At 57.3% G+C, this 26468-nt stretch carries 26 protein-coding genes and 1 pseudogene; 15 read left to right on the top strand and 12 right to left on the bottom strand.

The features are described from left to right. Positions 1–34: 34 nt before the first annotated feature. Positions 35–445 carry a hypothetical protein gene (locus AB8B29_RS35720; protein ID WP_439007242.1) on the bottom strand — a complete coding sequence of 137 codons (411 nt, stop codon included), beginning with the start codon at positions 443–445 and terminating at the stop codon, positions 35–37. A gap of 399 nt (positions 446–844) precedes the next feature. Then, a complete protein-coding gene (locus AB8B29_RS35715; RefSeq protein ID WP_439007241.1) occupies positions 845–1693 on the bottom strand; it encodes a 5-formyltetrahydrofolate cyclo-ligase in 849 nt (282 codons plus the stop codon). Here AB8B29_RS35715 and AB8B29_RS35710 point away from each other — a divergent pair. Then, positions 1638–2543 (top strand): LysR family transcriptional regulator, encoded by a 906-nt coding sequence (locus AB8B29_RS35710; RefSeq protein ID WP_439007240.1) that lies wholly within the window; start codon positions 1638–1640, stop codon positions 2541–2543. The genes AB8B29_RS35715 and AB8B29_RS35710 overlap by 56 nt on opposite strands. Positions 2544–2595: 52 nt before the next feature. Continuing rightward, positions 2596–3717: an HPP family protein gene (locus tag AB8B29_RS35705; protein ID WP_092574684.1), complete on the top strand. Its 1122-nt coding sequence runs from the start codon at positions 2596–2598 to the stop codon at positions 3715–3717. Positions 3718–3769: 52 nt separating this feature from the next. On the opposite strand, the gene metB is transcribed toward AB8B29_RS35705, so the two are convergent. Next, positions 3770–4927: a cystathionine gamma-synthase gene (gene metB / locus AB8B29_RS35700; protein ID WP_439007239.1), complete on the bottom strand. Its 1158-nt coding sequence runs from the start codon at positions 4925–4927 to the stop codon at positions 3770–3772. Between the two features lie 225 nt (positions 4928–5152). On the opposite strand from metB, the gene AB8B29_RS35695 reads away from it, so the two are divergent. Next, entirely contained in the window at positions 5153–5428 is a 276-nt protein-coding gene (locus tag AB8B29_RS35695; protein WP_037199815.1) for a DUF6522 family protein, read from the top strand. Positions 5429–5503: 75 nt separating this feature from the next. Here AB8B29_RS35695 and AB8B29_RS35690 read toward each other — a convergent pair whose 3' ends face one another. The 4 genes from AB8B29_RS35690 to AB8B29_RS35675 form a co-directional block, all read right to left on the bottom strand. Further along, positions 5504–5851 (bottom strand): DUF488 domain-containing protein, encoded by a 348-nt coding sequence (locus AB8B29_RS35690; protein WP_439007238.1) that lies wholly within the window; start codon positions 5849–5851, stop codon positions 5504–5506. Positions 5852–5961: 110 nt separating this feature from the next. Next, complete coding sequence (locus AB8B29_RS35685) at positions 5962–6231, bottom strand: hypothetical protein (RefSeq protein WP_439007237.1); 270 nt, start codon at positions 6229–6231, stop codon at positions 5962–5964. Positions 6232–6305: 74 nt separating this feature from the next. Next, on the bottom strand, positions 6306–6728 hold the full coding sequence (locus AB8B29_RS35680; protein ID WP_037199855.1) for a MarR family transcriptional regulator: 423 nt from the start codon (positions 6726–6728) through the stop codon (positions 6306–6308). A gap of 42 nt (positions 6729–6770) precedes the next feature. Further along, positions 6771–7229: a MarR family winged helix-turn-helix transcriptional regulator gene (locus tag AB8B29_RS35675; protein ID WP_037199818.1), complete on the bottom strand. Its 459-nt coding sequence runs from the start codon at positions 7227–7229 to the stop codon at positions 6771–6773. A 112-nt stretch (positions 7230–7341) separates the two neighbouring features. Between AB8B29_RS35675 and AB8B29_RS35670 the strand changes: the two genes are divergently transcribed. The 3 genes from AB8B29_RS35670 (at position 7342) to AB8B29_RS35660 (ending at position 12268) form a co-directional block, all read left to right on the top strand. Further along, positions 7342–9162 (top strand): chloride channel protein, encoded by a 1821-nt coding sequence (locus AB8B29_RS35670; RefSeq protein WP_439007236.1) that lies wholly within the window; start codon positions 7342–7344, stop codon positions 9160–9162. Positions 9163–9257: 95 nt separating this feature from the next. Next, positions 9258–9887: a carbonic anhydrase gene (locus tag AB8B29_RS35665; RefSeq protein ID WP_051964117.1), complete on the top strand. Its 630-nt coding sequence runs from the start codon at positions 9258–9260 to the stop codon at positions 9885–9887. A 446-nt stretch (positions 9888–10333) separates the two neighbouring features. Then, positions 10334–12268: a methyl-accepting chemotaxis protein gene (locus tag AB8B29_RS35660; RefSeq protein ID WP_037199822.1), complete on the top strand. Its 1935-nt coding sequence runs from the start codon at positions 10334–10336 to the stop codon at positions 12266–12268. Positions 12269–12870: 602 nt separating this feature from the next. Here the strand turns inward: AB8B29_RS35660 and AB8B29_RS35655 are convergent. Then, complete coding sequence (locus AB8B29_RS35655; RefSeq protein ID WP_051964122.1) at positions 12871–14043, bottom strand: DUF2252 family protein; 1173 nt, start codon at positions 14041–14043, stop codon at positions 12871–12873. A 317-nt stretch (positions 14044–14360) separates the two neighbouring features. Between AB8B29_RS35655 and AB8B29_RS35650 the strand changes: the two are divergent. Further along, positions 14361–14540, top strand: a pseudogene (locus AB8B29_RS35650) (DUF2934 domain-containing protein); the annotation flags it as partial. A gap of 316 nt (positions 14541–14856) precedes the next feature. Here AB8B29_RS35650 and AB8B29_RS35645 read toward each other — a convergent pair. Continuing rightward, a complete protein-coding gene (locus AB8B29_RS35645; RefSeq protein ID WP_439007235.1) occupies positions 14857–16236 on the bottom strand; it encodes an MFS transporter in 1380 nt (459 codons plus the stop codon). 594 nt (positions 16237–16830) lie between these two features. On the opposite strand from AB8B29_RS35645, the gene AB8B29_RS35640 reads away from it, so the two are divergent. Further along, positions 16831–17547 (top strand): FadR/GntR family transcriptional regulator, encoded by a 717-nt coding sequence (locus tag AB8B29_RS35640; protein WP_037199823.1) that lies wholly within the window; start codon positions 16831–16833, stop codon positions 17545–17547. Positions 17548–17872: 325 nt separating this feature from the next. On the opposite strand, the gene AB8B29_RS35635 is transcribed toward AB8B29_RS35640, so the two are convergent. After that, the gene (locus AB8B29_RS35635; RefSeq protein ID WP_037199824.1) at positions 17873–18868 is read right to left on the bottom strand and encodes a LacI family DNA-binding transcriptional regulator; all 996 of its coding nucleotides are present in this window, start codon (positions 18866–18868) and stop codon (positions 17873–17875) included. Positions 18869–19040: 172 nt separating this feature from the next. On the opposite strand from AB8B29_RS35635, the gene AB8B29_RS35630 reads away from it, so the two are divergent. From AB8B29_RS35630 to AB8B29_RS35605, 6 genes are all read left to right on the top strand, one after another. Then, positions 19041–19988, top strand: coding sequence for a sugar ABC transporter substrate-binding protein (locus tag AB8B29_RS35630; protein ID WP_439007234.1), 948 nt, complete (start codon positions 19041–19043; stop codon positions 19986–19988). Between the two features lie 125 nt (positions 19989–20113). Continuing rightward, on the top strand, positions 20114–21235 hold the full coding sequence (locus tag AB8B29_RS35625) for an ABC transporter permease (RefSeq protein WP_037199827.1): 1122 nt from the start codon (positions 20114–20116) through the stop codon (positions 21233–21235). A gap of 2 nt (positions 21236–21237) precedes the next feature. After that, positions 21238–22032, top strand: coding sequence for an ATP-binding cassette domain-containing protein (locus AB8B29_RS35620; protein WP_037199829.1), 795 nt, complete (start codon positions 21238–21240; stop codon positions 22030–22032). Between the two features lie 81 nt (positions 22033–22113). Continuing rightward, on the top strand, positions 22114–22917 hold the full coding sequence (locus tag AB8B29_RS35615) for a TIM barrel protein (RefSeq protein ID WP_037201450.1): 804 nt from the start codon (positions 22114–22116) through the stop codon (positions 22915–22917). A 42-nt stretch (positions 22918–22959) separates the two neighbouring features. Beyond that, positions 22960–23952, top strand: a complete 993-nt coding sequence (gene iolG, locus AB8B29_RS35610) for an inositol 2-dehydrogenase (protein ID WP_037201448.1) — start codon at positions 22960–22962, stop codon at positions 23950–23952. Positions 23953–24081: 129 nt separating this feature from the next. Next, the gene (locus AB8B29_RS35605; protein WP_037201447.1) at positions 24082–24369 is read left to right on the top strand and encodes a MurR/RpiR family transcriptional regulator; all 288 of its coding nucleotides are present in this window, start codon (positions 24082–24084) and stop codon (positions 24367–24369) included. Between the two features lie 32 nt (positions 24370–24401). Here AB8B29_RS35605 and AB8B29_RS35600 read toward each other — a convergent pair whose 3' ends face one another. Together AB8B29_RS35600 and AB8B29_RS35595 are read right to left on the bottom strand one after the other, a co-directional pair. Beyond that, positions 24402–25148 (bottom strand): NAD(P)-binding domain-containing protein, encoded by a 747-nt coding sequence (locus AB8B29_RS35600; protein ID WP_037201445.1) that lies wholly within the window; start codon positions 25146–25148, stop codon positions 24402–24404. 17 nt (positions 25149–25165) lie between these two features. Next, positions 25166–25900: an NADPH-dependent F420 reductase gene (locus tag AB8B29_RS35595; protein WP_037201443.1), complete on the bottom strand. Its 735-nt coding sequence runs from the start codon at positions 25898–25900 to the stop codon at positions 25166–25168. Between the two features lie 136 nt (positions 25901–26036). On the opposite strand from AB8B29_RS35595, the gene AB8B29_RS35590 reads away from it, so the two are divergent. After that, a complete protein-coding gene (locus AB8B29_RS35590) occupies positions 26037–26435 on the top strand; it encodes a winged helix-turn-helix transcriptional regulator (RefSeq protein ID WP_037201441.1) in 399 nt (132 codons plus the stop codon). Positions 26436–26468 lie beyond the last annotated feature (33 nt).

The following is a 26468-nucleotide window of genomic DNA, read 5'->3' as shown; positions in this document are numbered from 1 at the left end:
GTGCTTTTTGCGCGGCTCTCGAACGTCAGGAGGGTTAGTGGGTATGCGGTGTCAACTGCAGATAGGTGGCAAGACTGACGATCGATAGTCCGACAATGGGACTGGAAAAGCTTTTGCTGATGCCCGCAAGCCCCAAGCCAAGTAGGACAATTGCGGCTCCCAGCAATAATCCCTGGTCGGCAATGGAGAGGCCAAGCGCGGACAGGCTGACGGCTGCGGCCACCATCGTCATCGGCATCTCGTTTTGAAGGATGTCGTTCCGGCCGGAAAACGTGAGCAGAAACCTATTCCAGCTCAAGCCAAGCGCGACGCTCAAAAGCAATGAAGGCAAAATTTGCAACATGAATATGGTCTCTTCAGGCGGCCTTCCGATGAAGACGCAATTCATATGCCAAAACAGAAAGACCACGTCCCAAGAGATAAACGGGCGGCCGGCGGTGGCCATTGCCTATTTTAAGAGCGACTGCCGCTCTGCTTCGCACTCTCGCGAAAGCCTATGACTTAAACCCTTGCGAGAAACAACAGCATGGAAATTGACGACAGCATGACTGGTGCCGGATCGGTTGGCTTTGAAGACCAAAGGCATGAGAGACCAATGCCGAAGCCAAAAACGACGCTACCGCTTATTGGACCATAGTAAAGGAAGCCGAAACCAGTTGCCGCGACGGCTACACTGGATGCAACGCTCGTCTTGAACGATAGTAGTAGTCGTGTTTGAGCCTTCGGGTCGAAGACCCGAATAAAGGCATTCCAGCTCCAAGCGATTGAGAGAACCAGCAACAGCTCGTTTACCAGATTGGCCGGCATGAATAGAGCCCTTGTGGAAAAGGTATTGCGCAGGAGTTCATCGACAGTACGCTCCGACCTGGGTGATGATCACATCCATCGGAATATCGTGAGCAAGGGGGTGAATGGTTTCGATTCTTTGCGATTCAAAGCCGACGCCGATGATCAGAGGCTTGCGGTCGAGGGCGGCGAGGGTTCTATCGAAAAATCCACCTCCGTAACCAAGCCGGAATGAGCGTGCATCGAAGCCGACGAGCGGTGCTATGACGACGTCTGGAACGGCTTCTTTGCCTTCTGCCGGCACCGGGATGTTCCATACCCCGCGTTCAAGCCGCTCACCCATTTTCCATGATCGGAAGAGCAGGGGTTTTGCTTTGGCGATGACCACAGGCAGCAGGCAATCCGCGCCGCGGGCCGTCAAGGCCGCCATCCATCCTCGAAGATCCGGCTCTCCCAGGAATGGCCAGAACAGGCTGACATGCTTGCCAGCGACATCCGTGACGATCTGATCGAGATAAGCCGCGATTAAGCGCGCATAGTCTTTGCGTTGTGCGAGCGACAAGGCCTTTCGCTCGTCGATCAGCCTTTGCCGTTGCACCTTTCGCCATGCGAAAATATCCGGGACCCGGTCCTTGCTGGACGAGATACCGCTATAAGCCGGGTCGACTTCCTGCAGCATGCAGGCGGGTGACGCGTATTCGTGGGCTATTTCGTCCGTTTGATCTGATTTTGCCATCCGCTCCTTAACGCTCCCATTCCATGGCTCGATGTCGAAACATGCTTGAGCTGCGACAATGATTTTTATATAGGGAATGATAGAGCAACTTAATTCCTGAATCGAGATCTTTCCGTTGGACCTTTCATCGATAGAGATATTCCTCGCCGTCGCCAGTGAGCGAAGCGTCACCAGGGCCGCGAAAGCTCTCGGGCGCGTGCCATCGAATGTGACGACGCGGACCCAGCAGTTGGAGGACTATCTTGGCGTCTTGCTCTTCAGCCGCGACGGCAAGAAGATGACGCTGACGAAAGAAGGCGAGACGTTTCTGATTTATGCCAATCGGCTTGCCGCGCTTGCACTTGAAGCACGTCAGGCGGTCAGGCCCTTGCGCCCATCGGGCACATTGCGTTTGGGAACGATGGAAAGTACAGCGGCAAGCCGATTGCCCGCGGCACTTAGCCAATTCAATCAGATGTGGCCGGATATATCGCTCCAACTAACCCTTGGCGCGTCCCGTGATCTTGCCCGAGGTGTTCTGCTAGATGTTTTAGACTGCGCGCTGATCGCTTGGCCACCCAAGGCGATGCTGGATGAAGATGCAGGTCTTGATGCTGAACTCGAACAGCTTGAGGCCGAGCCGGTGTTTGTCGAGGATCTATTGCTTGTATTGCCATCCGGTCATCCATCGATCCGATCGGCCGCCGACTTGCGGGTCCGATCAATTGCGGCTTTGGAACCCGGATGCACCTATCGAAGGATCGCCGAAGGTTGGGCACGCAAGTCGAGCGCTTTGCAAACCACCGAGCTTGGCTCCTATCATGCGATCCTGGCTAGTGTGGCGACCGGCAATGCGGCCGGCGTGATGCCAAAGTCGGTTCTTGATCTCATGCATTGGCCAATGCCGTCGCCGACGCATCAACTCGCGACCGTCGATACGGTCCTCATCTATCGTAAAAACGATCGCCCGAGCGCGTTCAATGCGTTTCATGAAGTCCTTGGCACCGCCAAGGGCAGGGGGCCGCGGCTGATGATGACCTAGGCGAGGTTCTACCCATCATTGACGAGTTGCCCTTCCCAAAACTGGTTTCACCATGCAGCATTCAGATTCCCAGAAGGCGGGATCCAGCCGGTTCCGCTTGTTTGCCCCGATCCTTGCCGGCGCAACCTTACGCGAGCGATTGATCGCTTGTCTTGGCGCCCTGATCGGCATCGGCCTTACCGGCGTCATCAGCGGCTATCTTTTCGGGCAGGGGCCACAACTTCCGCTCATCGTTGCGCCAATGGGTGCGTCCGCAGTGCTGCTTTTTGCGGTGCCTGCAAGTCCGCTTGCTCAACCGTGGTCGATCATTGGCGGCAATACCATTTCCGCCATGATGGGTATTATCGCAGCCTACCTCATTCATGATCCGATCATCGCGATCGGCGTCGGCGTCTCGCTTGCGATCGGTGCGATGTCGTTCACCCGGTGCCTGCATCCGCCAGGCGGTGCCGCCGCCTTGACAGCCGTCCTCGGTGGCCCGGTCGTTGCAGGCTGGGGGTTCCTGTTTCCATTTGTGCCGGTTGCCTTGAACTCTTGCATACTCGTTGGCCTCGGGCTGCTGTTCCACAAGCTCTCCAGACGCAATTATCCCCATGTCGTCGCAAAGCCCGCGAAGAATACCCATCAGACGCGCGATGTGCCGCCGCCTTTGCGCGTAGGTTTTCAGGAGGAAGACCTCGACTCGGCGTTGGAAGTGCTTGACGAGACCTTCGATATCGACCGGGCAGATCTCAGCCGCCTGTTGCGGCAGGTCGAACAGCAGGCGGCGGTGCGATCGCATGGAGACATTCGCTGCGCCGACGTCATGTCGCGCGATGTCATCGGCATCGACTGGGATGCCGAGCCGGATCATGCACGGCGACTTCTGCTGAAGCATAATGTCCGCACGCTGCCGGTGAAGGACCGAGAGGGCCGGTTGCTTGGAACGGTCGGTTTGCGCGAGCTGTCGGAAAGCAATGGCACCATCGCGCAGGCGCTCTCGCGGCCCGCCATCGCCGATGCCGGGGATCCAGCTTTGTCGCTGTTGCCTGTTCTGACGGATGGGCGCACGCACGCCGTGATCGTCGTGGATGCCGACCGGCAAATCCTCGGTCTGATATCACAAACGGACCTGTTGAGTGCCATGGCGCGGCTTCTGCCAAACAAGAACGCCGCGTCCGTCAGTGTTGCTTGAAATAGGCGTGAAGCGTTCGAGGCGGCTTCCCCGAGCGCATGTGACTGGCCGACTACTCGATGTTCGCCAGGCTGAAGGCGAGATCCGACAACAGGTCCTCTTCTGCCTCCAGACCCACTGATACTCTTAGCAAGCCTTCCTTTATGCCGGCGGCGTGGCGAGCCTCGGCACCCATGCCGGCATGGGTCATGCTTGCTGGATGCGCAACGAGACTTTCAACGCCACCGAGGGATTCGGCAAGGGTGAAGATCCTCAGCCCCGCCACGAAACTGCGGACCGCCTCAAGCCCCCCTTTCAGTTCGAAACTCAACATGGCTCCGAAACCGGATTGCTGTCGTGCCGCAAGTTCGTGGCCGGGATCGGATATCAGACCAGGATAATGGACCACACCGACCCGCGGGTGCTGCGAGAGAAAGCGAGCGGCGACCATGGCTGTCGTCTGCTGTCGTTCGATCCGGGCAAAAAGGCTCCGAATGCCGCGCAGAGTGAGATAGGCATCGAATGGCGATCCCGTGACACCGATCATATTTGCCCAGGCCTTCAATTCTTCCACGTCATTCGAGTTTGCCGCGACGACGGCGCCACCAACGACATCGGAATGGCCGTTCAGATACTTCGTCGTCGAATGGATGACGAAGTCGGCGCCAAGGGTGATCGGGCGCTGCAGTGCAGGCGATAAGAAGGTATTGTCGACCACAAGGCGTGCCTGCACGGCTTTTGTCCGCTGGGCAATGACATTGATGTCGACGATGCGCATAAGCGGGTTGCTCGGCGTTTCAACAAAGACGAGCGTCGCGCCGCGGCTCAAGGCTGAGACCAGGGCTTCCTGGTTGCCTTGATCGACGAACTCGACGTCAAAATGCCCCTTGTCTTGCAAGGCGGCCAATAGTCGATAGGTCCCACCGTAACAGTCATGCGGCGCAATTACTCGATCACCAGGCTTCAGGAGCCCGAGGACAAGATTGACGGCGGCCATCCCGGATGAGGTCACCACGGCTCCGGCGCCACCTTCGAGCTTTGCCAGTGTATCGGCCAGCAGATCGCGGGTCGGATTGGACGTTCTGGAATATTCATAGGCCTGCGCTTGCTCGAACTGCCGGAAGGCGAAGTTGCTTGAGAGGTAAAGGGGCGGGGTGACGGCACCATAGGCGATGTCGTCGGCGATCCCGTTTGCGGCCGCAATCGTTCTGAAGTCCTTGTTGATCGACACCAATGAATTGCCTTTCACGAATTGGAGCTGGTGCTTGCGGCGTTGCGCGTCACCGGTAGATTGATGGGTCGCAAGCAAGCGCAGGAGGTATTGCTGGCCGTCAGACGCTGTCGAAGATTGCTCCCTTGTCGCAACTATAATTTCTATTTTAAGAATGACAATGATTGATCATTCTCTAATATCGCTGAATAACGTTTTCACGTCCGAGGGAAAAGAGGGTCAACGATGTTTGTCGAGCGTGCGCAAAATGGAGACTTTATCGTAGACTCCTCGGAGATTGCCGATCGGTTCGGTCTATCACTGAGCGACTTTCGCGGCCATATGCAGCGAGGCTCGATTACGTCCTCAGTAGAGGTGGGCACAGCGGACAATGAAGGCACGAGGCGCCTGTCCCTGCGATTTGGCAATAGACTATGGCGCGTCGTTCTAGACGATGAGAATCAGATCCGCCACGAGGAGATGACTTTCCTTCGCAGCAGTGCGCGACCGTCCTCATCTTGATGCGGGCGCGGCTTTGGTCGTTACCGTCCAGACATTCTGTTCAAGCACGTCGTCGCGGACGAACACCATCTCGACTCACTGCCTGGTGATGAAATCCATCAGCACGATGGCGTGGTTGTGCTCAACATCTTTCGCTCCGTAAAGAAGCGTCGCCGTCGATTGGCCGATCTTCTCCCTGAGTTCGTCCACCGTTTTGGCGTTTCTCTCGAGCTCCTCCAGGTAGCGACGACGGAATTCGTTCCATTTGTTCGGATCGTGCTCAAACCAGCGCCGCAGCTCAGCGCTTGGGGCGATGTCCTTTAGCCAGAAGTCGATATGAGCGTCGTTTTTGCTGACGCCGCGGGGCCATAACCGGTCGACAAGGATCCGGATACCGTCACCTTCGACTGCAGGCTCATAGATTGGTTTGATATGCACAGTCATGTTTCAATCTAGCGTCTCCCGAATTTCCATCAACGTTCTCGGTTCTTGCTTCACTCAGACGACTGGATCGATCCGTTAGTCGCGACCGAGCGCGCCGCTTGTCCATGCCGCTATGGATCCCGGTTGAAATCGCGGTCAACCGTATACATCCAATGGCGCATGTGATCGAGCAGAAGCGCAACGTCATATCGCCATTCCAAGGCGAGAAGCCTGAGGTCCATGGGACCAGATTGCAGCCTCCTATAGAGTGTCCTTTTGAGTTCGGCGAGTTCGTCGGCGGTAGGTGAATGCTGCGGCGGGTGCTTCCGTTTGCCACTCCGCGATAGACGCTCGGCGAACAGTTCTAAATCGGTCTTCGTTTCGACGATCGTCTCTGCCATTAAACCATCCTCCTGATTCGACAATATATCGCATTACGATATATTTCAATGTCCAGATGGAACCGCCGCCGTCTCTAAGAGATTTTAGCCTGCAGGCGCTGAAGGATCCCGATCAGTTCAGGTGCCATTTCCCGGATTTCCTTCAGGTGGACAGCGCTGAGCCGCAGCAGGACTGCGTCCGCCTTCGCGGTCAACGTCAATGTCTGCCGGCGCTTGTCCTGCGGATCTAAGTGCCGGGTCACCAAATCGGCAGCACTCAGTCGCCCAACGAGCTCTGTTGCCGTGTGTGGCGCGATCAGCAGACGGTTCGCCAGCAATCCGATGGTCATGGCGGCATCGACGGGATGCCCCTTGATCGCGAGCAACGCCTGGTGCTGCTGGCTCGGAAGTCCTTCTTCCTGGGCAGCCGATGTGCTGAAATCCATAAATCTCCGTAGCGTGTGGCGCAGATTGGCAAGCGCTTCATAATCGCTACCACTCAAAGTTTCTTTCGTCATCGTCACGATCTCAGTATTTGCGTCGCCCCTAGCCACCCAGACCTATGCCATCCAGGCGATTTTCTCCAGTTTGCGCCGATCCTGGAGGATGCGAAGTGCCTGCATCAGCTCCGGAGCCATCTCCCTGATCTCATGAAGATGCGCACCACTGAGCTTTGCCAGAATGCCGTCGGCCTTGTCCATCAGTCTCACGATCTGACGCCGGCCATCATCCTTGCTTGACAGACGCTCAATGTAGCCCGCATCGGAGAGCCTGTTCACGAGCTCCGTTGCCGAATGCGGCGCAATTAGCAATCGTTCGGCGAGCATGCCGATGGTCATCTCCTTTTCGGGTGGCAACCCTTTAATTGCAAGCAGTGCTTGATGTTGCTGTGGCGTCATGCCGAGGTTCGAAACTTCCGCATTGCTGAACTCGGTAAATCTTCGCAGCGCGTAGCGCAGATCGGCAAGGGCCTCATAATCCCCCGGCGAAAGGGCATCCTCATGTGTTTTTGTGGTCATGTTCCAACTCCATCGGTCACAAACATATTGATTTATATCGTATCACGATATATGCGAAGCGCCGATGAGAAATATTCCTCCGCTGACAGCAGCGTGATCTGGAGACAACGCATTGAAAAACCCGGAAAGCAGACCACACTATCGTCAACATGACTTCACTGGCGGGCTTGCTCGACGGGAGGCTGGCGACTTCACCACGGACAAACGCGTCCTGCTCCTGATCGGCATGGCGATCATTGTCGGCACTGGCGGCGCATTGGCGGCCTGGGTATTGGTCGATCTGATCTCACTCGTGACGAACGTGGTGTGGTTTGGGCATTTCAGCACTCAGGCAGCGTCACTTGCCAATGCACCACGATCGGCCTGGATGGTGGCGGCTCCCGTGATCGGCGGTCTGGTCATCGGCCTGATGGCTCGCTTCGGCTCTGAAAAGATCCGGGGGCACGGTATTCCCGAAGCCATAGAGGCCATCTTGATTGGCGGCAGTCGAATGTCGCCAAAGGTCGCCCTCCTGAAGCCGCTTTCATCGGCCATCTCCATTGGAACCGGCGGCCCCTTCGGCGCTGAAGGTCCGATCATCATGACCGGCGGTGCAATCGGCTCGCTATTTGCGCAATGTTTCCACATGAGTGCTGCGGAACGCAAAACGCTGCTGGTGGCAGGTGCAGCGGCCGGCATGACGGCGATTTTCGGATCACCGATTGCGGCTGTCATGCTGGCCGTCGAATTGCTGTTGTTTGAATGGAAACCGCGCAGCTTCATTCCAGTCGCCGTGGCAGCTTGCGTCTCGATCTACTGGCGGCCGCTCCTGTTCGGACAGGGTCCGCTGTTCCCGACCAATTTCCAGAACCATCTTCCGTGGTGGAGTATGTTTCTCTGCGTTGCGTTGGGCATCATCTCCGGCCTGCAGTCCGGGCTGCTTACGACGTTGCTTTACAAAATAGAGGATGCCTTCGAGCGGCTGCCGATCCATTGGATGTGGTGGCCTGCCGTCGGTGGTTTGGTCGTCGGTCTCGGTGGGTTAATCGAACCGCGCGCTCTCGGCGTCGGCTACGACATCATCTCGGATCTGTTGGGCAGCCACATCGTTGCCAAAGCAGTCCTTGCGATCCTGCTCGTTAAAGCAGGGATCTGGCTAGTTGCGCTATCCTCCGGAACTTCAGGGGGTGTACTAGCGCCACTCCTTATCCTCGGCGGCGCTCTCGGTTGGCTCGTTGGACTGTTTTTTCCCGGAGATCCCGGCTTCTGGGCTCTTCTCGGCATGGCGGCCATGATGGGGGGCACGATGCGCGCTCCGTTGACCGGCACTTTCTTTGCCATAGAAATTACCGGCGACATCAACACGCTGGTGCCGTTGCTTGTTGCGACGGTCACCGCCTATGCAGTGACCGTCCTCTTGCTGCGCCGCTCCATTCTGACCGAAAAGATTGCGCGCCGCGGCCAGCACATCACCCGCGAATACGGCATCGATCCCTTCGAACTGACACGGGCATCCGAAATTATGATCCGGCAAGTCGATACGCTACCGGCGAACATGAGTGTCGGAGAAGCTTGCAGCTTCTTTGCATCTCCAGAAAAGAACCATCGCGTCTATCCGGTCGTTGAAGATAGTGGCCTGCTTGCAGGCGTGGTCTCTCGCGCCGATGTGTTGCGCTGGCAGGGGGACGAAGGTCTGGCAGGCCAAAGTCTCAGAGAGAGCATTTCCGATAGCTCACTCCCCGTCGGTCATCCAGACGACACGGTGGGGTTCATTGCCGATCTTATGCTTGCCGCCGATACCGGTCGTATCCCGATTGTGGATCGGCCAACGGGCAAGCTCGTTGGCCTGATAGCCCGCAAGGACTTGTTGCGCTTGAGAAGCTCTCTGAAAACCGCCGAACTCGAGCGACGCCCATATTTTGGTGCCCGATCGGAGGCGGTTACGGACCAATAATCATTGGGTTGCCTCAATGCACGGGGGGGGCCGCAATGTTTAGGCATGTGATCGATGGCGCACGGAGCCTCGGTTTCTGAACGGCGAGTTTTGTCATGATTGAAGACCTCTTTGCCAGGAACAGGGTGTGGGCTACTGAGCGCAAGGCTGAAAAGCCTGACTACTTCGAGAGGCTGTCGAAGTTGCAACAGCCGGACTATCTGTGGATAGGCTGCTCCGACAGCCGCGTGCCCGCCAATGTCATCACCGGCCTGGAGCCGGGTGAGGTCTTCGTACACCGTAACGTCGCTAACCTCATCCACCCCGCCGATCTGAACATGCTGTCCGTGGTGGAATATGCCGTGCACCAGCTTGGCGTGAGGCATATCATCGTTTGCGGGCATTATGGTTGCGGCGGAATACGCGCCGCCGTCAACGAAGAGCGCTACGGCCTTATCGACCACTGGCTGCAGCCTGTGCGCGAGGCGGCGGAACAGGCGTTCGAGTGCAGGGGCTGCAACGCCTGGACGGACTCAGAGCTTGATCGACTTTGCGAGGCCTCCGTCGCCGCACAGGTAAAACGACTTGCCCGTACCCCGACGCTCCAGGCGGCCTGGCAGGCCGGTAATAATGTTGCGATCCACGGCTGGGTCTATGGTTTGAAGGACGGCCTACTTGCCGATCTCGGATGTACGGTGACCGGGCTTCTTGGCAATGTAACGGACAAATCGACACCGAACGGTTGAATGATTTCGGGCTGCATTCGCGAAGGATCGAGGGTGCAATCATAACGCAGCGTCCTTCAATGCCACCGTTAAACGATAACGTGTTACTTCTTTGGATATGCTTGCTCCGTCCTCGATTGCCGAACTCGCGTTGTTCCTCGACTTTGCTCTCTTCATTGCTTGGATCTTGTTTTTCTTAAGCTCAATCATGGGTTGTTTCGAGCAACATCGATGAACGATGTTTGACATGCTCCGATATGCCTTTGAGAAGGCTAATACTTATGGCCAATGCAAACTATTAAATCTTTTGTCAGGTTGGCGTGGTTATGTTCGTGTACAGCGCCATCGGCGATGAGCAGGATGCTCTTTCTCTGTGATGTTCCCAATCGGAAAACAGACAATTGTCGCCACACGCGAGTCTTTCATCGCGCGTATTTCCCGGCTCATCATGTTGCGCGAGCTATGCCATGTCACTTCTACAGAATGCCAAGATCAGAACAAAAATCCTGTCCATCATTATTCCGATCTGTCTGATCGGCATTGGAGGACTGCTCGTCCTATCCAGCCAGTACAAGAGCACTGTTGATACTTATTCGAGTTTCATCTCGAACGATGAGGCGGCGGCTGTGGAGATGGCGCGAGCCAGCCAGCGAGTAGTTGCACTCAGCTACAACGCCTATCAAATCCTGGTCTACAGCTCGAAAGATCAGGAAATGGCGAAGTTTACCAAGGATTACGACGAGAACAAGAGGGTCCTCCTCGACCGTCTGGCGACAGCCGGGCGACTTGTTCCCGCCGAAGCGACAGCGATTGACGCGCTCATTGTCCGGGCCAACAATATCATTGCCTTGACCGATCAGGCTGTAAAGGCCGGAATTGCGGATGACAACGAAACAGCCACGCGCCTACTGAAACAAGCAGATCCCCTGACCGGGGCAGAAGTGCTTGCGGTTCGCAACTGGCTCGATACCTTCAACAAGAACATTGCTGCCAAAAGCACTACGCTTGGCGCCCAGACAGCCGAGACCATCATCTATACCTTAATGACGCTCGGTATCATCTTTGCAGCAGCAATTTTGATTGCCGTGCTGATTTCTGCCCGTGGCATCACTGCCCCCGTCGAGCGGCTGCGTGCCCGTATGGTCTCGCTGGCAAAGGGTGAGACCGATGAAGCCATTTCGGGTATCGAGCGCAGGGACGAGGTCGGTCAAATGGCCGCCGCTGTCGCGATCTTCCGGGACAACGCTGTCGAGCGTATCCGCCTGGAGAAGGAGGCCGATGCCGACCGTAGTCTCTCGGAGAAGGACAGGCTCGAACGCGAAGCGCAGAAAGCCAAGGATGCGGCTGATACTCAATTTGCCGTCGATGGTTTGGCGAGCGGCCTGGCAGAGCTTTCGAATGGCAACGTGGTCTATCGCATTGAAAAGCCCTTCGTTGCTCACCTTGACCAGCTGAGGGCGGATTTCAACGCATCCATGGCAAAGCTCGAGGAAACACTGCGTGCGGTTGGCCAGGGCGGCCAGGCGATCGCCGCCGGCGCGAACCAGATCCGATCAGCCTCCGACGACCTCTCCAAGCGCACGGAACAGCAGGCCGCTTCGGTCGAGGAAACTGCCGCAGCTCTGGAAGAGATCACCACCACCGTCAAGGATTCTACCCGCCGGGCGGAGGAGGCAGGTGCACTCGTTGGCCGCGCTCGTGTCGGAGCGCAGAAGTCAGGCGACGTAATGCGCGAGGCGGTCGCGGCCATGGAAGCAATCTCGAAGTCATCGAGCGAGATCAGCAACATCATCGGCGTTATCGACGATATTGCTTTCCAGACAAACCTGCTTGCCCTCAATGCAGGCGTCGAGGCGGCTCGGGCTGGCGATGCCGGCAAGGGTTTTGCGGTTGTCGCCCAGGAAGTGCGGGAACTGGCGCAGCGCTCGGCCAAGGCGGCCAAGGAGATCAAGGCGCTCATTTCGACATCAGGCCAACAGGTCAACAGCGGCGTCGATCTCGTTACGAGAACCGGGCAGTCGCTCCAGCAGATCGTCAACGAGGTTGAGGAAATCGATGGCAACGTCCGCGCGATCGTCGAAGCCGCCCGCGAACAGGCGACCGGATTGCAAGAGATCAACACGGCCGTCAACAGCATCGACCAGGGAACGCAACAGAATGCCGCGATGGTCGAGGAATCCACCGCCGCGAGCTACAGCCTGGCCAAGGAAGTATCGGCCTTGAACGATCTGCTCGGGCAATTCACCCTCCAAGACGTTCGAAGCCATCACCGGCCGGTCGCCACCACCCAACAGTCGGCTCCCGCAGTGTCGCCCGCCAGATCGCTCCGTGCAAAGCTTGCCGGCGCCTTCGGGGGGACGGGCAGCGCGGTAGTGGCGGCCACCGGTTGGGAAGAGCTCTGATCGGAAGGCACTGGTTGCTTTCCCGTATAATGACAACCTTGGTATGCGGCTTTGATAACAGCTCTGGACCCGATCCGCTTCGTTCGCGGTAAGCCTTCGCCGCGTGTTATTGTTAGCTATTGGAAAGGTTTACTCGACTTCGGTGGATTAGAACGGCTGGCGTATTCTACGCTCGGCATTGCATTTCAGTTGCGGCATGGCGCGCGAAAAGTGACGCGCATTGAGTGCTTCACGAGGCGTCTCCTCGAAAAAGTGGAAGAAAAAGCCCTCGACGGATGGAACACCGGCAGTCGCCATGAGTTCCGAAAGCGGAGGAGAGCGTGCCGTCTTCCTCCTCTCCGGGGTGCGTCGCGGTACCCCTATGCCGGCTCCTCGTCCGGCACCGCGGCGCACCTTAGAGGGCGTGCTCATCAGGATTGCGAATGTCGCGCTGCAAGCGCTCTACCGCAGCCACTTTATCGCGAACCGCGCGGGTAAAGCCGCAATCCGGTGAGCACGTGGAAGGCTATCGAGACCCGTTCTCATGTCGCCGTCTGCCAAGCCCGGCAACCTGCATTATGCTAGGCCACCGTCTCAATATTTCAGTCGGATGGCAGCGACCATTAACGGTGCGTGAGCGCAAATCGCCTGCAATGCTCGAGATAGGCTTTGTCGTGAATGGACAGGAGTTCGATTACGCTCGACCAAAGCCATGATGGAGCATCTGGCTTTTTTCGGCGTGCATTCCTCAGTTCGACAGTCCATGATCGCCATGTCTGATGATCCATCTGTCGACCGTGAGCGTGACCCACAACTCCTCCGAGGTAGCGGGCAATTGCGCAGATTTCGTCGTCTGCAAGGCGGCCTACTTCGAACTTTTTATCTTGAGGCGCGATCTCTCGAACAATGACAGCATTGTTCATCACATGCGACGCGATCATCCGATCGCCGAGATTGGGCGAAAGTGCCTTTGCTCCTGTCACGACTCTTTCGGCGGGATCGGACGGCATCACAGCCCCGGCAGCCGAAGGGGCGCACGTCCGAACGGCTTGCTTGATGTCTAGCAACGAAACCGGTCCATGTTTGCCGTCTCGAACGAGAACCGCACATCGCAGTTGACCGAGCGAGCTGCAACCTTTGATCCAATAGGCGGCATCAAGCACACGCTCCTTGCCGCCTCTCAACCGTTCCGGTCCAAGGACACTCCTTGCCAATTCCGTCTGCTTGCAAAGCGCAAGAACCGCGGTGCGCTCGGTTCTGTGTAACGGCCATAAGCGCTTGCCGCGGGGAAGCAAAGGGTGCTTAGTCTGGAAATTCTCCATTGCAAGGTTTCGCCAGCGCCGCCGTGTGGAACGCCGCAGAAGTTTTCTAATGTCCCTTGGTTGATGCAGATGCGGAGTGCTTCCGTCTGCCTCGACGGAGGCGGTCTCATATCCGGCAATGAGCGCCTCCAACATTTTCGCAGTCGTAACCCCAGGCAAGTCCGAGCCGCGCGCAGCCGACGCGAGCGAAAGGCCCAAGCGAATGAGATCATCGACCGGATTGCCGATGACCGTCTGGTCAAAGTCCCGGATCTGAACCGCAACGTCACCGTCGCGGTCGGCCAACGCCCCAAGGTTGCCCAAGTGGCAATCTCCGCAGATCCAGATGTGAGGCCCGCAGGGGCCGGTATCAGCGCGTTGGTCCAGCCACTCATAGAATAGCTTGGTTGTTCCCCGTATATACGCTTCCGGGGATCGCGCCATCTTAAGGTCGCGCCGGTAATGCAAAAAAGAAGTCCGGTCCTTGCCACTCATCGGTTTACATTGGGTTGCGGCGCACCAACAAAGGAAAGGCGCGCATTCATGCGTCTGTAAGCCCGTAAACGAGGATATGAAGCCGATGGTTCCCTCATGGGATTGAGTGGTCTCTGACACCTCAACATGCCGAGCCAGTGGTAGCTGCATCCAAGTCGATATGACCGTGCTGGTATCCGTTACCGCAATGGCAAACGTTGGGCCAGCCGGCATTCCAAGCGGAACAATAGCAGCCATACGCCGTTACTAGGGTGCAGGGCGTCGCGAAGGAAGCGATTGCTTAAGCACGCCGGCAGCCCTTGTTAGAGGAGGAGCCATTGGGAACGGATAAGCACGAGCAGATTCGGCGACGAGCTTATGAAATATGGGAGAATGAAGGCCGCCCCGACGGCGCGGCGTCCCGGCATTGGTTGTAGGGGACGGATGAACTGGCCGGAGAGGACGAGCCCGAACCGCTAAAAGATCTTATCGCTGAGGATGACCATGACAATGAAGCAAGGGGGGCCCGAACAAGAACATCATACTATCTGGCCGATGAGCGAGTGGGATCTTGCGAAGCGTTGGCGACAGGTTGACCATACACATCCTGGTCTTCAACAAGTCCGAGCAGCGCCACTGTGCCTTCGAGCGAGCCGACTTTGCCTACGACGATAGGCGCGATCTCTATACCTGCCCTGCTGGCAAGGAGTTACGCTCACGGTAGGACATCGGCGACAGCGAATATGATGTACGTACCTCAAGCACTTGACGCAGCAAACCTTGACTGCGATCAACAGCAGAACAGATAACGACCTCGAAACAGTGCTAAGTCTTTCACTCAGTTCGGGCTTCGACCAACGTCGTTATTTCGCCCGCGCCCATCGATACCGCCTCGGATGGCAAAAGCGTGAAACGTTCGATAGGTCCGACCAGTAGCCAGTAGCTGACCACGGCACAAATCACATGGAGGCCGACATACAGCAGCGCGCCGTGAAACGAGCCGGTGCCTTGAATGATATAGCCGATAGCGACGGGAGTAATGATGCCGCCGACGCTGCCCGCAGCATTGAATAGCCCCCCGGTCAGTCCGATGGCTTCCTTCGGCGCCGTGTCTGCCACGACTGTCCAGCCGAGCGCCCCAAACCCTTTCCCGAAGAAGGCTGCGCACATGATCGCCACCACGATAAAATTGACCTCGGTGTAATTGCAGAGAATGATGCTCGCACTCAGACCCAGCCCAAGAGTGATTGGGATCTTGCGGGCGAGGCTCAATGAGTCGGTCCGGCGAAGCAGCCAATCGGAAAAGAAGCCTGTCGTCACCCCACCGATGCATCCGAAGATCGCCGGCAAGGACGCGACGAACCCAGCTTGAAGCATCGAAAAATGACGGGCTTCAACGAGGTAGCTTGGAAACCATGAGATAAAGAAGGTCGAAAGTGAAGCGATGCAATATTGCGCCAGGAAGATCCCGAAAAGCATCCGGTTTGTCAGAATCTGCTTGATGGCCTGACGGGTAGCTGGCGGCGGCGGCGCATCGGCTGCCGGTTTCGCGCCGACATCCGTCAAGGCGCCTCGCGACTTGATATAGTCGAGCTCGGACCGAGAAACACGCGGATGTTGGCTGGGTGCGAAATATGTCAGGCTCCAGACAACGGCAAGGACGAGGCCCAGACCGCCCATCACCGAGAAAATCGATTCCCAGCCGAAATAGTGGTAGAGAGCGCCCATCAAGGGCGTGAACACCGCCAAAGCGAGATACTGCGCCGAGTTGAAGATCGCGCCAGCAATCCCTCGTTCGTCGGAAGGAAACCACGCAGCTATGATGCGCGCCGAGGCGGGTGCGACCGGGCCTTCGAGAATTCCGAGTATGAGGCGCAGGATGAAAAGGGCGACGACGGGAAAAGCTATCCAACCGACGCCGCTGACCAGGAATACCGTCGCCGACCATCCAGCAAGCGATACCAGAATTGCGGCCTTTGCTCCCGTTCGATCGACGAGCCAGCCGGAAGGCACCTGGGAAAGAAAATAGCTCCAGGAGAATGCCGAAAAAAGCCAGCCCATGTTGATGGGGCTTATGCCCAGGTCTCGCGCAATTCCAGGCCCCGCCACGGACAGTGTCGCCCGGTCTCCAGTACTCAATGCCAGGACGATTGTGATCAGCGCAAGGACGATAAATCGTTGGTAGCCGGAGCGGACAGGCTCGCTCGGTGTCATAGTGTTTCCCTCCCAATACAGCCCTCATTCAGGGCATTTATGATCTTCTCTCCCAGAAGATCCGTGTCGAACGCTGCCGTCACATTTAGGCTGTCGATCCATCCGGCCTTGTTGGGACTTTCCGCTCCCAATGCGCATACCGGTCGGTTTCCAGATATTCTTCGTTGATCTCGGCGCCCCGCCTGGTCGATCGGGCCTCAACTCGAGATAGCAGTCCTTCGGCAGATAGGGGTCGAGCACGCAATGGGCGTCGCCCATGGTTTGGCCGCCGAGTAGCATGTACCGTTGGATCCAGCGGTTTCATTCGGTAGGCCACATTCCAGGATCCGGAAATTCGGTTTAGAGGCGTGGGTATCAGTCGCTCGGGCGCAATGTGATCGTTGCGGTCGAACGGTGTGACGAGAATGCCGGACACATCGCGCAGCGCTTTTCTCAATGACGTGTTGACTTAGTTTATGAAGTTCTTCCATCTAAAGGTGTGAGGCGACCGCTAACATGTAATTTATATTTACAAGTTCGATTACAAGTCAAGGCGCGATGGAGGCTTGATTGCGTCGATGGCAACCGGAGAGATGAGCGAGGGATTGCACTAAGGTGACAGGTCTGATTTTCACCCCGCAGAAAAGAGAGCGCTTGGGCGACAGGCTCTATGGTCAAATACTCGAGCAGATTATCTCGGGAGCCTTGAGCGAAGGCGATCGGCTGCCGTCTGAAAATCAGTTATGCCAGTCATTTAACGTATCAAGGCCGATCGTTCGTCAGGCGCTGTTGCGTTTACAAGCTGACGGTCTTGTCGCGTCACGCCAGGGAGCGGGAACCTTTATTCAAAAACAACCGCCGCAAAGCTTGACGCGCTTTGCCGAACCTTCCGACGTCTCCGAGATGCTGCGTTGCCTCGAGTTGCGGATGGCTGTCGAAAGCCAGGCTGCCGCGCTGGCGGCTCTCCGACATACCGCTTCTCAACTCGCGGATATTCAGAGCGCATTGACAGCAATTCGGGTAGAAATGGAGACCGGCAATCTAGCGGTCTCCGCAGACTTTGCCTTTCATCGCGCCGTCGCCACCGCGAGCGGAAATGAGCTGTTCTTGCAGGTGCTGCAATCGCTTCATGATCTGATCGAGCGCGGCATGAAAGTCGCGCTCAGCATTACGCGCGAAGGGACGCCAGAACGTGCCAAAAGGGTATTCGACGAGCACCAAGCTGTTTATCGGGCGATCGAGCAAAGAGATATGCAAGGTGCCGAACTTGCGATGCGGTATCATCTGGACCGCCTTCGACAACGCGTAACAGACAGCCAGAGAGATCGCTGACAGTTGCTGCTCGATAGATTGCTGACATCACGCGCGCAAAAAATCCTGTGGTCATGATTATGGTATTCGAAAACTCAAGCATATCAATGCATCAGACATCCGCTCGCCAGACCAATGGCATCACGTACGTCTGACACAGCGAGCAGGCCGGTGAAGGTACAGATAGCCTCTCCGCGACCCTTAGTCGTTACACCCTGCCCGATCGTGGCCTCATCCGCTTGACAATTTCGCTCACTGGACCTCTTACGTTCAATTGCAAGAGTATCCGGTAGGCTCAAGGAGAAATGCGACCGCTGGTATTTCGTGGCCGATTCTTCGAAGTATTTTACGCCGATGATCTTGGCACAAGGCGTCCCGGTATGACAACCGTATCAGCATCGCGCTTGCTGGTTATCATCGCTACCAGCGCGTTGATCATTGCGTCGGTGGGCTGCTCGTAGCTGGTCAATTCGTAGGCGGGAGCCCAGCCGAGCTCGATATTATCGAAGCCAACGACCGCCAGGTCTTGTGGAATTCGAAGACCGAATTCGCTCCGGGCGACATCCATCGCTCCGAGTGCCAGAATGTCATTTTCACACATCAATACGTCGATGCGCGATGCGGGCGAAGTCGCGCTCAAATAAGTGCGGGCCGCCTCCGCGCCGGCCTCCGCGCTGTATTTCCCGGCGGCCAGCTCCGCGACGCCTTCGATACCTTTCCGCCGCCAGAAATTTATATAGTGATGGCGCCTGCCAAGCGCCGTCGACAGGGTTCTCGCTCCCGTCATAAAGCCGGGGCGGCGATATCCCTTGTCGAACAGGTAATCGACGATTTCGCCAAGAGCGAGCTCAGCATTGCAGGCGATGGCGGGGACGCCGAGGATTTGGCTGTCTCTCGCGAGAACGAACATCGGCGGGAAACCTGGGCCAAGCCTCCGATCTCCCAACGTCTCCTCGCGAAAGGCCGTGCCGAACAGGATTACGGCGTCAAATTGCCGCTGGCCGGCATTGATCAACGCGTGAACGTGATCGAAATGGCGGTTGATGTTGATCAAGACGGTCAGCAGACCCTCCGCCTGTAGGCGCGCGGTCAATAGTTCCAGAACCGGAAGCTTGTGCGGATTGGCGAAGTCGTCGACAAAGACGGCGACCTGATGCGTGGTGTTCGTGGCAAGACTGCGGGCGAGCAGGTTGGGCGAATAGTTCAAGGCCTCGGCCGCCTGAAGCACCTTTTGCCGGCTGACATCCGTAATGGACGCACCGGGCGTGAATGCACGGATAACTGTCCATTTTGACACGCCGGCGGCTTCCGCCACCTCTTTCGCCGTCGCTCGTTTGCGCATGGTTGCCTCCTCAATTGGAATGAATATTCCACAAAAAAATAAAAATGGAATGGATGCTTGATTTCTGTCGACAATAAAGTAGTTTTATCGAGCTTGCTACCGGGTGCAAGGGAGATTGCTACCGGTAGCAAGAGGAGGTTCGCGATGGAGCGGACTGTTTTGGGAGGGTAAAATGAAATTCGGTTTGAAATCGCTTCTCACAGGCGCGGCAATGGCTGCCGCGTTCCTGTGCTCTTCGGCAATCGCCAACGCCGCAGACATTCACATCGTTGCCGTCACACACGGACAGGCCAATGATCCTTTCTGGTCCGTGGTCAAGAATGGCGTCAATGCAGCGGCGAAGGATATGGGCGTCAGCGTCGATTACCGCGCTCCGGAAACCTTCGACATGGTGTCGATGGGGCAGCTCATCGATGCTGCCGTCAATCAGAAGCCCGACGGCCTTATCGTCTCCATTCCCGATGCCTCGGCGCTCGGACCGTCGATCAAGAAGGCTGTCGCTGCCGGCATCCCGGTCATTTCCATCAATTCCGGTTCCGATGTTTCCAGGGAAATGGGAGCGCTTCTGCATGTCGGCCAGGACGAATATACCGCCGGCAAGGCCGCCGGCGCGAAGCTGCGTGAGATGGGCGGCAAGGAAGGTCTATGCGTGAACCAGGAGGTCGGCAACGTTTCGCTCGACCTGCGCTGCAAGGGCTTTGCCGATGGTTTCGGCGGGAAGGTTACGGTTCTTCCGGTCAGCAACGATCCGGCTGATGTCCGCGCGAAGGTCAAAGCGGCGTTAAGTTCCAATACCGCTGTCGACACTGTCATGGCGCTTGGTGCCGGCACGGCCGGCGAGCCGTCTCTGGCGGCGGTCGAGGATGTCGAAATGACCGGCAAGATCAAGGTGGCGACCTTCGACCTTTCGGCCGATTTCCTGAAGGCCGTGGCCGACGGCAAGGCAGCTTTCGCGATCGATCAGCAGCAGTTCCTGCAGGGTTATCTGCCGGTCGTGTTCCTGGCTAACTATGCCAAGTACGGGCTTATCCCCGGGGGCAATGTTCCATCCGGCCCGAACCTGATCACCAAGGAAAAGGCAGCCCAGGTCGTGGATCTCTCCGCCAAGGGTATTCGCTAACAGGAATTGCCGAAAGGCATTCTCCCAGAATCTTCTCCCCTTCATGGGGGAGGAGGTTTGGCTGACTGAGCGCGCTGCCGAGCAGCGCCAACGCTACCCTACATTATGTTCCCCTGGGAGGAGTTATGGCTTCACTTGAGCAGAAAACGGCCATCGCGCCGGAGGCCGATGAGCGCGTCAAACAAGTGAGTTTTCTGACGCATATGATGCGGCGGCCCGAGCTTGGTGCCGTGGCGGGCCTTGTTCTCGTCATCGTGTTTTTCTTTCTCACCGCCGATCGCACCATGTTCTCGCTTTCCGGCCTGATGACCATCATGGCACCGGCATCGCAATTGGGAATTCTGGCCATTGCCGCAGCACTTCTGATGATCGGAGGGGAGTTCGATCTCTCGATCGGCTCGATGGTCGCCTTTGCGGGACTGATCTTCGGCGTCATTCTCACGAATTTCGGTCAACCGCTTTCGGTTGCCATCGTCATGACGATGCTCTTTGCGGCGTTCATGGGGGCGATCAATGGACAGATCGTCATTCATACGCGCCTTCCATCCTTCATCGTGACGCTGGCATTCCTCTTCATTCTCCGTGGCTTGACGCTTGTCGGCTTGAAATGGGCGACAGGCGGCTCGACACAGCTTCGCGGTATCGGCGTGCGGGTCAGCGACAGTCCGCTGCTTGGCTTCTTTTCCGGCGATGCGCTGAAGGGCGCCTTTGTCTGGCTCGCTGATCACGATCTGATCGACAAGTTTCCCAATGGCATGCCGAAAGTCACGGGTATCCCGGTGTCGGTATTGTGGTTCGTTGCGCTCGCCCTGGCTGCGACCTGGGTCCTTCTGCGCACCCGCACAGGTAACTGGATCTTTGCCGCGGGTGGTGACCCCAATGCGGCGAGAAATTCCGGTGTCCCGGTTCACAGGGTAAAGACCGGCCTCTTCGCGCTGACGGCATGTGCGGCAGCTCTGGTCGCCATCATCACGGTGCTCGATGCCGGCTCGACTGACGCCAGACGCGGCTTTCAGAAAGAGTTCGAGGCGATCATCGCAGCCGTCATTGGCGGGTGCTTGCTGACAGGCGGCTATGGTTCGGCGATCGGCGCCTTCTTTGGCGCGATCATCTTTGGTTCCGTCTCGATTGGCCTGACCTACACCAAGTTCGATTCCGACTGGTTTCAGGTCTTCCTGGGCTCAATGCTGCTGCTGGCAGTGCTCTTCAACAATTTCATCCGTCGCAAGGTTACCGGGGAGCGCTGATCATGTCTGACGTCAATAATCGAATACCGATCATCGAAGTGACCGATATCATCAAGCACTACGGCTCCGTGATTGCGCTTAACGGCGTATCGATGCAAGTGTCGGCCGGAGAGGTGCTTTGTCTCCTCGGAGACAATGGCGCGGGCAAATCCACTTTGATCAAGACGCTCTCCGGCGTTGTCCGCCCAAGCGGAGGCGAGTTCCTCGTCGAAGGCAAGCCGGTCAATTTCCGCAGTCCGCGCGACGCGCTCGATGCCGGGATCGCGACCGTTTATCAGGACCTTGCCATGATCCCGCTAATGTCGATCACTCGCAATTTCTTCATGGGGCGGGAGCCTCGCAAGGGTTTATTCCCGTTCCGTCACCTCGACCTTACGCATTGCAACGACGTCACGCGTGAAGAGATGCACAAGATCGGCATCGATATCCGCGATCCCAATCAGGCGGTGGGCACTCTGTCAGGGGGCGAACGCCAATGTGTTGCCATTGCGCGCGCCGTCTATTTCGGTGCCAAGATCCTCATTCTCGATGAGCCGACTTCGGCGCTCGGCGTGGCGCAAACCTCGATGGTGCTGAAATACATCCACCAGGTTCGACAGAATGGTTTGGGCGTCATTTTCATCACCCACAATGTCCGCCACGCCTATGCGGTGGCAGACCGCTTCACCATCCTCAATCGCGGCCAGACGCTCGGCACCTTTGCCAAGGCTGATATTGAGATGGATGCGCTTCAGAACCTCATGGCCGGCGGCAAGGAGCTGCAGCAACTGTCGGAAGAGCTCGGCGGCACGATCTAGCCTGCTCGCTTCCAAGGCGGTGATCGATCGGCACTCGGCGGCCGCCGCCTTTCACTCAATCATCAACCATGGAACACGGTCATGAACGACGGTTCGTCGAATGCCTCATCTCCCTTCACCCTCGCAGTTTGCGCCGAGATGATTTTCACGTCGCTTCCTGTCATCGACAGGCTCAAGCGCATCACCGAACTCGGCTTTCACGCCGAGATCTGGGACTGGACGAAACATGACATCGCCGCCCTTGCAAAATCCGGAGCGGTCTTCTCGTCGATGACGGGCTATGTGACCGGCACACTCGCGGATGACGAGGGCGCCGACGAACTACTGCGAACTGCGAAGCAATCGATCTCGATCGCCAGGGAGCTCAACTGCCCGCGCCTCAACCTGCATGGGACCGGTCTCGATGGCCAGGGTTTGCCGGCGGTCAAGGCGGACAAGGTGACGGGCGCCATGTGGCTCAAGGCGCGCGATACCCTTAATCGGATCGCCGACCTCGGCGAACAAGAAGGCGTCACCTTCGTACTCGAAAACCTCAATGAAGCCGTCGATCACCCCAAGACACCTTTTGCCAGGGCCGAGGATACGCTTGCGCTCGTCTCGTCGGTGAACCGACCGGCGTTGAAGCTCAATCTCGATCTTTATCACGCGCAAATCGGCGAAGGAAACCTGATCGAATTGTGCCGGCGCGCTCTGCCTTATATCGGCGAAATTCAGGTGGCGGATGTTCCCGGTCGCATGGAACCGGGCACCGGAGAGATCAACTACAAGGCAATCGCCCGTGCGCTCAAGGATATGGGCTATCGCGGCACGATCGGCATGGAGGCCTGGGCCTCCGCCGATGACGAGACGGCGCTTGCCCGTTTCCGCGAAGCCTTCACGGTTTGAACATTTCGATAGTCAACACTTACATATCATGGAGAGATATCAATGATCAGGTTTGGAGTGATCGGCGCCGGCCGGATAGGCAAGGTGCATGCCGCAACCATCGCGGCGAACCCAAAGGCGAAGCTCGTCTATGTGGCGGATGCCTTCAAGGCATCGGCAGAGGCGCTTGCCGCGCAGACCGGCGCCGAGGTTGCCGACGCCGAGGATGTCATCAAGTCCTCAAATGTCGATGCGATCCTGATTGCGACGCCGACACCCAGCCATGCCGATCTCATCGAGGCGGCGGCGAGGGCCGGCAAGGCCATCCTCTGCGAGAAGCCGGTGTCCCTGTCGGTTGAGCGCATCAATGACTGCCTCGACGTCGTAGAGAAGAACAAATCCACCTTGATGATCGGCTTCAATCGCCGGTTCGATCCGAACTTCGCTAGCGTTGAAGCGCGCCTGCGCCGCGGCGATGTCGGAGAAATCGAGATTGTGACGATCACCAGCCGAGATCCCACGCCGCCGCCGGCCGATTACGTCAAATCCTCCGGTGGTCTGTTCCGCGACATGATGATCCATGACTTCGATATGGCCCGCTTCCTCATCGGAGAGGAATTCGTCCTCGTGAATGCACTTGGATCGTCACTCGTCGATAAGGCGATCGGGGCAGAGGGCGATGTGGATACCGCCGCTGTGCAGATGCAGACGGCTTCCGGACGCATTGCCGTCATCACCAATTCGCGCAGGGCGACCTACGGCTACGACCAGCGTATCGAAGTCCATGGAGCTGCCGGCATGCTTGCGGCAAAGAATATCCACGCAACCAGCGTCGAGCTTTCCAATGCGAACGGCGTCAGCGGCGATCCCGTCCAATATTTCTTCCTCGAACGTTACGCGCAGGCCTACGCCAACGAGATCAATGCCTTCATTGATGCGATCGACAGCGGCAACCGTTCGCCGAAGCCCGGCGGACTTGATGGCCTCCAGGCTCAGAAACTGGCGGAGGCGGCGACCGTGAGCTGGCAGACGGGGAGGCCGGTGCAGGTCGCTTAGCACGTTTCGACGCGATGCGGTGATGTCCTGACACTGCCGCATCGCTGCCGGGGGTGACGTTCCGCCTCGTGATATGCGCCGGGTCGCATTGAGTTTGCCGGAAGGCAATTCTTTGGAAGGTAAAGCGCAATGCTACAGGATAGAGACCACCGTCCTCCCGCGACGCTGCAGGAACTGAAGTACCGGATCGCCAAACGGCAGATCGTCTTTCCAAACAGTCTCGAGCAGGTCGCGAGGCAGATTATAGAACGGCCGGACATGATTGCTTTCGAAAGTGCCGCTGCGGTTGCGCGCAATTGCAGGGTTTCCCAAACGACCGTTCACCGACTTGCACAGCACATCGGGTTTCGAACATTTGGGGAGTTGCGCGCGATGATAAGAGACCATCTTCGCAAGATTTCCGCACATCAGCGCTAGGGGCCAGAGTGACGGATACAGGAGGTTGAGATCTACATGAACAAGGCCCTGTTCAACCGCACGAGATAGTCGGCAGTGGGATTGATCCTCGTATCGCCAAGCCTCTCCTGAACCGCAGCTACGGACAGGTCTCGTCGCTTTGGCAATCTTGATCTTTCCGCGACGGCAAGTGCATCGGGCATCTCGATGGCCTTTAGATCGGTGCAGTAGACAGGGGAGCCCGGCTGCTGACGCCATGATTCAGATAGCGATCCAGCATCGACCGCGTCGAATCCCGTATCGCCAACAAGCGCCATGGCGACATATCGATCACGTTCATTATCCGCTGCAACCGGAATGGCGATCCGATCCGGGTGGTCGGCAGGTTTTCCCAGTCGGGCGAAAGAGTCCGAACCGATAGCATTCCAAGCCTTTGCAATCGGTCGGCCGAGTTGTCTGGATACCCAGACACTCTCGACCTCGCCGCCTTCGATATCGGCGATCTCGGTGTCGCGCATTGGGTAGTAGTTGGACGTATCGATCACTACCGCGTCTTTCGGAAGTCCAGCTAGTCGAGGTGCTATTTCGGGCAGCTGATTGAAAGGAATCGACAGGATCAGGATATATGCGTCCTCGACTGCCTGCTCGACAGTGACAGCTTGCCCGCCTGACGCAAACACCTCTGGATCGATTGTGTCGGGACCGCGAGAATTTGCCGCCTTCACATCATACCCGGCCTTGCTCAGTTCCCGGACCAGCGTTTTTCCGATATGGCCGACGCCGATTATACCAACTTGCATGATGTCTCTTGTATCTCTCACGCGGTTACGGCGCGGTTGCGGGCGACAATTTCGTCGTGGATCAGGCTATCGCCTCTCTCCATGAATCCCTTGATCAAGGTTTCGCGGTTGTCGGCCGAGCGGGTCTGGTCTGCTTTTTCGAGCGCCCCCCTCAGCTCATCAATCGTCAGTTCCGTACAATAGGCAGGGGTACCGGGCTGCTGTCGCCATGAGGTTGCAAGCACCCCGGCATCGAAGGCGTCGAAGCCCGTTGCCTCTACCAGTTCCATGACGCGCGACTTCTTTTCGGGATCATCACCCGCTACCGGAAGGGCGATGCGGCCTGGTTGCAACTTCTCTACGCTCTTTTCCGCAAGGGTCGCGGCAAGCACCGCGTTCCAGGCTTTAATGATGGGTCGATTGATCTGCTCGGTGACCCAGACCGCTTCCGGCTTGCCGTCATCGACGTCGCAGATCGCTCCGTCACGAAACGGGTAGTAGTTGGAAGTGTCTACGACGACGACGTTGTCGGGAACATCTTCAAACAACCCGGCAAGGTCGCGATGGGCTGAAAACGGGATGGAGAGGATCACAGTATCCACCCCTGTCACGGCATCTTCCTTGGTCGTAGCCGTCGCACCAACGTCAGCGGCGAGCTCGCGGATCGATTCCGGGCCCTTGGAATTGGCGAGCTTAATCTCGTGACCTGCGGCTCCGAGCTTGCGTGCGAGTATCGCGCCGATGTTCCCCGCGCCGATAATTCCGATCTTCATATCATTTCCTTGCGGTGAGTATGGAATTCACACGCACTCCGACGGAGACGTGACTTGTGGTGCTCCGAAGAATAGGTATAGCTATCTGATACGGCAAGAACCGACTAATAAGTGGGTAACTCACCTTGAGGTAAGTATGGCAATCGAACGAGACTGGCGCTGTGACGACCCCAAGCAGCAAATGATATGGGCAGCGGCAACCCGGGATGCTCTTCAGGTCCTTGAAGGGAAGTGGAAGATTGTCATTATCTGTCAGCTTTTCGCTGCAAAGGGCTCGCTTCGGTTTTCGGAACTCGAGAAGCGCGTCGAGGGCGTGAACCAGAAGATGCTCATTCAGCAGCTCAAGGAGTTGGAGAAGGACGGTATCGTCACTCGAACCGTCTATGCCCAGGTTCCGCCAAGGGTCGAATATGCACTCAGTGAGATGGGGATTGCCCTAGGCCCATCGATGGCGGAACTCATCGACTGGGCTTTCATGCGACGCGACATGCGTCAGTCATCGCCTGGGCTGAACGCAGATATATCGCGAGGCTGACAGGCGCTTCCGTTGTAAGCCGTATATCGCGGG

The organism is Rhizobium sp. 11_C7_N12_5 (assembly GCF_051811145.1).
GTDB classification, from domain to species: domain Bacteria; phylum Pseudomonadota; class Alphaproteobacteria; order Rhizobiales; family Rhizobiaceae; genus Rhizobium; species Rhizobium lusitanum.
Note: the sequence above shows the minus strand (reverse complement) of the source record. Positions and strands in the feature narration are given on the sequence as shown.

Bases quoted from the DNA above. Each gene is read 5' to 3' on its own strand.
- AB8B29_RS35635 (WP_037199824.1), bottom strand. From the start codon at position 18,868: ATGCGCAAACGAGCGACGGCGAAAGAGGTGGCGGAAGCCGCCGGCGTG.
- AB8B29_RS35690 (WP_439007238.1), bottom strand. From the start codon at position 5,851: ATGACTGTGCATATCAAACCAATCTATGAGCCTGCAGTCGAAGGTGAC.
- AB8B29_RS35705 (WP_092574684.1), top strand. From the start codon at position 2,596: ATGCAGCATTCAGATTCCCAGAAGGCGGGATCCAGCCGGTTCCGCTTG.
- AB8B29_RS35720 (WP_439007242.1), bottom strand. From the start codon at position 445: ATGGCCACCGCCGGCCGCCCGTTTATCTCTTGGGACGTGGTCTTTCTG.
- AB8B29_RS35655 (WP_051964122.1), bottom strand. From the start codon at position 14,043: ATGAGTGGCAAGGACCGGACTTCTTTTTTGCATTACCGGCGCGACCTT.
- AB8B29_RS35675 (WP_037199818.1), bottom strand. From the start codon at position 7,229: ATGACCACAAAAACACATGAGGATGCCCTTTCGCCGGGGGATTATGAG.
- AB8B29_RS35695 (WP_037199815.1), top strand. From the start codon at position 5,153: ATGTTTGTCGAGCGTGCGCAAAATGGAGACTTTATCGTAGACTCCTCG.
- AB8B29_RS35630 (WP_439007234.1), top strand. From the start codon at position 19,041: ATGAAATTCGGTTTGAAATCGCTTCTCACAGGCGCGGCAATGGCTGCC.
- AB8B29_RS35625 (WP_037199827.1), top strand. From the start codon at position 20,114: ATGGCTTCACTTGAGCAGAAAACGGCCATCGCGCCGGAGGCCGATGAG.
- AB8B29_RS35685 (WP_439007237.1), bottom strand. From the start codon at position 6,231: ATGGCAGAGACGATCGTCGAAACGAAGACCGATTTAGAACTGTTCGCC.
- AB8B29_RS35590 (WP_037201441.1), top strand. From the start codon at position 26,037: ATGGCAATCGAACGAGACTGGCGCTGTGACGACCCCAAGCAGCAAATG.
- AB8B29_RS35615 (WP_037201450.1), top strand. From the start codon at position 22,114: ATGAACGACGGTTCGTCGAATGCCTCATCTCCCTTCACCCTCGCAGTT.
- AB8B29_RS35680 (WP_037199855.1), bottom strand. From the start codon at position 6,728: ATGACGAAAGAAACTTTGAGTGGTAGCGATTATGAAGCGCTTGCCAAT.
- AB8B29_RS35595 (WP_037201443.1), bottom strand. From the start codon at position 25,900: ATGAAGATCGGAATTATCGGCGCGGGGAACATCGGCGCGATACTCGCA.
- AB8B29_RS35660 (WP_037199822.1), top strand. From the start codon at position 10,334: ATGTCACTTCTACAGAATGCCAAGATCAGAACAAAAATCCTGTCCATC.
- AB8B29_RS35665 (WP_051964117.1), top strand. From the start codon at position 9,258: ATGATTGAAGACCTCTTTGCCAGGAACAGGGTGTGGGCTACTGAGCGC.
- iolG (WP_037201448.1), top strand. From the start codon at position 22,960: ATGATCAGGTTTGGAGTGATCGGCGCCGGCCGGATAGGCAAGGTGCAT.
- AB8B29_RS35620 (WP_037199829.1), top strand. From the start codon at position 21,238: ATGTCTGACGTCAATAATCGAATACCGATCATCGAAGTGACCGATATC.
- AB8B29_RS35645 (WP_439007235.1), bottom strand. From the start codon at position 16,236: ATGACACCGAGCGAGCCTGTCCGCTCCGGCTACCAACGATTTATCGTC.
- AB8B29_RS35600 (WP_037201445.1), bottom strand. From the start codon at position 25,148: ATGCAAGTTGGTATAATCGGCGTCGGCCATATCGGAAAAACGCTGGTC.
- AB8B29_RS35605 (WP_037201447.1), top strand. From the start codon at position 24,082: ATGCTACAGGATAGAGACCACCGTCCTCCCGCGACGCTGCAGGAACTG.